Origin of the sequence: Bilophila sp. 4_1_30 (assembly GCF_000224655.1) — a bacterium.
Lineage (GTDB): Bacteria > Desulfobacterota > Desulfovibrionia > Desulfovibrionales > Desulfovibrionaceae > Bilophila > Bilophila wadsworthia.
This window is the reverse complement of record NZ_JH114232.1, coordinates 754,225-759,837: the sequence shown is the minus strand read 5'-3', so window position 1 is coordinate 759,837 and position 5,613 is coordinate 754,225. Positions and strand designations below refer to the sequence as shown.

Sequence of the window (5,613 nt, the reverse complement as noted above, 5' to 3'; positions counted from 1 at the left end):
TGGGCATCCTGCGCCCCCTGCGCCTCGTCTCCGCCATTTCCGGCAGCGCGAGGGACGGCAAGCCGCAGATCCAGCCCCACCGCCGCGTCGGGCCGCTCTTCGGGCTGCGGTCGCTTCACGCCGTCCGACAGCCAGCTTCCCTCGTTGCCGAGGCTCAGGGCGCCGGAGAGGGCCAGCAAAGGCTCAGCCGCCCCCTCAGCCTTCTCAGTTTGTGGGCGGTACAGCGTGGACTCCAGCTCACTCCGGAAATCCGTCAGCGGACCGGTGCCTTCCAGCGTCGCCTCAATGGGGATACCCGCCACGGCCTGCCCGAGCCGGAACCGCTCGATGCGCAGTTTTCCGACCGTCGCCAGCTTCAAATACCCCGCAATGTCCGAAGCCAACGGCTGCAAGAAGGAGGGCCGCAGCAGATCCAAGGGATCGGACGGCGGAGGCGGGGGATCGGCGGGCGGGAACTCAGGCACACGCAACATACTGGCATCGAGGACACTCAATTCCTCCACCAGCAGATGCCCTCGCAGCAACGCACCGACACCGATGTGCAGCGTGGCTTCGGGCACATCCAGCCAAACGCCCTGCCCGTCCGCAAGCCGCACATCCCGCAGGTGCAGAGAAAACGGCAGCGGACCTTCCAGCGAGCCGATCTGAGCTTCAATGCCCACATTTTTCAGAACGGAAACAGCCGTATCCGCGATCCAGCGCTCTCCGGGCTGGGTGCGCAGAAATACCATGCCCCCGGCAAGGGCAAAAAACAGGACAAGGACAAGCCCGAGCAGGCTCCAGCCAAGGATGCGCCCGGCGCGCCGAAGGGAGGGAGGTACGGTCATCAGAACGCCTGCCCTATGCTGAGGTAAATCTGGAACGCCTTATTGTTGTCGCGGTCCTGCAACGGCGTGGCGATGTCGAGCCGGATGGGGCCGATCAGCGTATAATACCGGAAACCAAGGCCCACGCCCCACGAAAGATCGCGGCCCCAGTCGGGCATGGTGGTCTCATAGACCATGCCGCCATCCACGAACGGCACGATGCCGAACGACTCGGTGATCCTGAACCGGGCCTCAAGGCTCACGTCCGTAAAGGAGAGCCCGCCGAGCGGATCGCCGTTCCTGTCATGCGGGCCGAGCGACTGGTACTTGTAGCCGCGCACCGAGCCGCCCCCACCGCTGTAAAAACGCAACGAGGCCGGAATATTCCGGACATTTTCACCGGTGAGGCTTCCCGCGGCGGCGCGTCCGGCGAGCACAAGCCGATCCCACCCCGGAGACCAGTAGCCGCTGGCGTCCAGCCGGGTGCGCACGGTGGTCAGAGGGCCGTTGAACGTGCCCGTATACGGCGTCACCTCGAGGGTCACCCGCGTCCCGGTGGTCGGGTTCAGCAGGCTGTTGGTCGTATCCCGGCGCACGGACAGGGGAAAACCGAGCAGGCTGTACGTCCGCCTGCCCCGGTAGTTGTCCTTGAGGCTCCCCGCTTCCACCGAAACGCGCGCGCTGGCCCACCAGTTGCGCCAATCTTTGCGGAAGCGCCGCTCAAGGCCCGCCGCGAAAGACAAGGCACTCTGGTCGTAGGCGTCGGTCGTCTCGTTGATGGCCCACGCCTCGCCCACCAACGCCTGATCCCGGATGCCGAAGGCCGGTTTACGGAACGAGGCGTTCAGCGACTGCGAGTCTTCAGAAATAGGGGCGGTCACGCGGAGCTGTTCCCCGCCGCCGAACAGGTTGCGGTTCTCCCACGCCCCGCGCACACCGAAACCCGTATCCGTCGAATACTGCAAGCCGCCGCTCACGGTACGCGGCGGCGCATCGCGCACGGTAAGGCTTACCGGGGTGGTCCCGTCGCTCGTCATCCAGATCGGCATGTCAGAGCCAGCCGCCTTCTTCCCGGTTCCCCCCGCCGGAGGGTCTGCCGGAGGAGCCGAGGAAGGTGCATCGGCAGAATCCCCCAGAGGCAGCTCTGAAAAACCGGCCTCGGCAAGCGATCTGTCCGTCCACCCCGCCGACTTCGCCTGTTCGGGAGAAAGGCGGGCGGGTTTCATATCAATGGCGCTGAACAGGCCGGTTTCCTGCAACGTGGTCCTGTATTCCTTCAACAGGTCGTCGTTCCAGTACTGCCCTTCAATCCACGGGCTCAGCTTGTTGAGATAATCCTCGTTGACCGCCGGAGCGCCGGGCGCATCGGGGTTGTCGGCCGGCCTGACGTTCTCTTCCTTGATCAGCACCGGCCCCATGCGCAGGAGCGGACCGGTTTTGATGAGCACGTCCGCTTCAAGGGTATGGGTGGAACGATCGATGATGTACCGGGCCTTGCCCTGTTCCGCGAGCGGATAGCCCGCCTTGCGCATGGCCGTCACCACCGAGGTAACGGCGTTGAGTACGGTCTGCGCCTCGGCGGGGCTTCCTTTGGCGAGCCCGAACGCTTCCAGCGTATCAGGAGCGTTTTCCATAAAATCGACGCCGCGGACGGACTCGGGCAAATCCTTGTCCACAGGTTCGCCCTCTGGCCCGGTGCGCTCGTAACGCAGCTTCGTCGGCCCTATCACATACCGTTCGCCGGGCCTCAGCGTGATGGAGGCTTCCGGGGGCTGCGCCTCCCAATTGATGTGATGGCGCACCGTACCGTCATAGTACCCCTGCGAATGCAAAATCTTGCGGGCCGTTTCCACATCTTCGAGGGCCCGGCGCTCAAGCCCCACGCGGCTGTCGGGGAGATCGTCATGCAGCCAGACAAGCTGGCTGTTCTCCCGAAGTTCCGAAACAAGATCGCCGTTCTGCGGGTCGGACTGGAGCCTTACGCTGTAGCGTATCGTCTTTTTGGCGGGATTGGGAGCCTCATCGGTCATGGGCTGCAGCGTATCCTGCTTGTTCCCCGAACCGAAAAGGCAGCCGGACAACAGCAGACACAGGGCGAATCCCACTGCATACGCACGGATCGCCCCATTCCGGAAAACAGAACGGACAGCCTTGCGGCACCATGAACAAAGTACGGATACGAGCATGACGGCATAATGAATTCGGGAGCAACGGACGTCAAGATGATAATCTCCACGGGCAGGGGCGTGTCCCCCGCACAAACGGGTTTCCCTTTTCCATTTCCACTTTGGACCTTTCCCGTAATGGATTGCGTAAAAGAGGAAACTGGAGCCAACCCTCTGTCGACAAAAAAGATAAAGCCATTCTCCCCTCATAGCCTCCCTCACCGTCCAAGATTCTTTTTATATAAATATATCAATATATTAAAAAATATACTTTCGTTTTGCACAGTTTTTTCTCCCCGTTCTAAAAAAATCGTCTGTTTACTTATACTCAACAAAGGCTTAGACGCTTTAGAATAGCAAAAGCGTCTTTTCCGTTCGGGAAGCCGCGCTCGCCGGAGGAGGGCGGGTACGGTCACGACGCCGTAACCTTCGATTTGCAGGAGAATGAGTCCCGTGATGGAACAGTTGACCAAAATCGTGTCCGAAATCAATGGGTTTCTGTGGGGAATGTACTGCCTGATTCCGCTGTTGTGCGGCGTGGGCATTTACTTTACCCTGAAACTGGATTTCATCCAGATCCGCCGTTTCGGCCTTGCCGTTAAGTCGACATTCGGCGGACTGACCCTGCACGGCGAACGGGCCGGAAAGCAAGGCATGAGTTCTTTCCAGTCCCTCGCCACCGCCATCGCCGCGCAGGTGGGCACAGGAAACCTCGCGGGCGCTGCGACCGCCATCGCCATGGGCGGCCCCGGAGCCATCTTCTGGATGTGGATCGCGGCCTTCTTCGGCATGGCCACCATCTTCGCGGAAGCCGTGCTCGCCCAGACCTACAAGACCACGGACGATCAAGGCCATGTCACCGGCGGCCCCGCCTACTACATCTCAAAGGGCCTCGGCAGTAAAAAACTGGCGGCCTTTTTCTCCATCTCCATCATCATCGCGCTCGGGTTCATCGGCAACATGGTCCAGTCCAACTCCATCGCCGATGCCTTCCAGACCGCCTTTTCCCTGCCTCCGCTGCTCATCGGCGTAATCATCTCCGCGCTCGCCGCGTTCGTGTTCTTCGGCGGCATGGGGCGCATCGCCGCCTTTACCGAAAAGGTCGTGCCCATCATGGCGGCACTCTACCTGCTCGGCGGGCTTATCGTCCTGTTAGCCAACGCCTCCCATATCATCCCGGCTTTGAAGATGGTCTTCGTGGGCGCGTTCGATCCCGCCGCCGCCACGGGCGGCATCATCGGCGCGGGCGTCAAGGAAGCCATGCGCTACGGCGTGGCCCGCGGCCTGTTCTCCAACGAGGCGGGCATGGGCTCCACCCCGCACGCCCATGCCGTCGCCAAGGTGAAGTATCCCGCCCAACAGGGCTTTGTCGCCATCATCGGCGTTTTCGTGGATACCTTTATCGTGCTGAATATGACCGCCTTCGTCATCTTCGTGACCAACTCCATCGACGGCTCCACCACCGGCATCGCTCTGACCCAGAAGGCTTTTGAAAGCGGCCTCGGGTCCTTTGGCATCACCTTTGTGGCAATCTGCCTGTTCTTCTTCGCTTTCTCGACCATCATCGGCTGGTATTTCTTCGGCGAGCAGAACATCAAGTACCTGTTCGGCACCAAGGGCACGACGCCGTATCGCCTCATCGTCATGGGCTTCATCGTGCTTGGTTCCGTGCTGCAAGTGGACCTCGTGTGGGAGCTGGCCGACATGTTCAACGGCCTTATGGTCCTTCCCAACCTCATCGCCCTCATCGGGCTTTCCAAGATCGTCAGCATGGCGCTCAGAGACTACGACGCGAACAATCCCCGCTGACCCTCCCGCAGCCCAAACGCCAAAGCCCGCCGGACAACCGGCGGGCTTTTTGCATTGTTCCGCCCGGTTACGGGAGCGCATGAGAGTTTTCAACGCTAATTCATTATAATCATTGAAGACAACATCTGCCTGCCGCACACTGAAACCAGTTCAGGAGCATAACACCCTTCAGTGAGGATACAAGGAATGACACAGGAAGCCGCCAAAAAAGAACGCGTGGCCAAGGTTATTGAAGTGTTGAACAAGGCTCGGAGCATGGAACTGTATGCCGTGCATCAGTACATGAACCAGCACTACAATCTGGATGACCTGGACTATGGCGAATTCGCCAGCAAGATCAAATTGATCGCCATCGACGAAATGCGCCATGCCGAACAGTTTGCCGAACGCATCAAGGAATTGGGCGGCGAGCCGAACAGCGAGCTGTCTTCCAAGATCACGAAAGGGCAGAAGGTTATGGACGTATTCCCCTTCAACGTGAAGGTGGAAGACGACACCATCGAAACCTACAACAAGCTGCTGGAAACCTGTCGCACCAACGGCGACAGCGTGAGCGCCCGCCTGTTCGAACGTATCCTGGATGAAGAACAGGTCCACGACAATTATTTCTGCAACATGGCCAAACACATTGAAACGCTTGGGAATACCTATCTCTCCAAGATCGCGGGCAGTGACTCTCCCGAAATTCCGAGCCGCGGCTTCGTCGACGCCGAATAAGCCCTCTCCCCGGAGCGCCTTCATCCCCTCCGAAGGCGCTTCCTTCCATACCCCTCGCAAAGAGCCCGTGCCGATTGCTCCTCCTCGGCACGGGCTCTTTGTATTAAAAGATTGGA

The 5,613-nt window shown here is 60.3% G+C and carries 3 protein-coding genes and 1 pseudogene; 2 read left to right on the top strand and 2 right to left on the bottom strand.

Annotated features, from left to right (window positions below):
• Both HMPREF0178_RS22000 and HMPREF0178_RS09985 read right to left on the bottom strand, forming a co-directional pair.
• Window positions 1–827 (bottom strand): annotated as a pseudogene (locus HMPREF0178_RS22000) (hypothetical protein); the annotation flags it as partial.
• Entirely contained in the window at window positions 827–2,911 is a 2,085-nt protein-coding gene (locus tag HMPREF0178_RS09985; protein WP_232281250.1) for an autotransporter assembly complex family protein, read from the bottom strand. The gene HMPREF0178_RS09985 and the pseudogene HMPREF0178_RS22000, both read right to left, overlap by 1 nt.
• Window positions 2,912–3,427: 516 nt before the next feature.
• Between HMPREF0178_RS09985 and HMPREF0178_RS09980 the strand changes: the two genes are divergently transcribed.
• Both HMPREF0178_RS09980 and HMPREF0178_RS09975 read left to right on the top strand, forming a co-directional pair.
• Window positions 3,428–4,780: a sodium:alanine symporter family protein gene (locus HMPREF0178_RS09980; RefSeq protein ID WP_039958914.1), complete on the top strand. Its 1,353-nt coding sequence runs from the start codon at window positions 3,428–3,430 to the stop codon at window positions 4,778–4,780.
• A 186-nt stretch (window positions 4,781–4,966) separates the two neighbouring features.
• A complete protein-coding gene (locus HMPREF0178_RS09975; RefSeq protein WP_009733310.1) occupies window positions 4,967–5,497 on the top strand; it encodes a ferritin-like domain-containing protein in 531 nt (176 codons plus the stop codon).
• Window positions 5,498–5,613 lie beyond the last annotated feature (116 nt).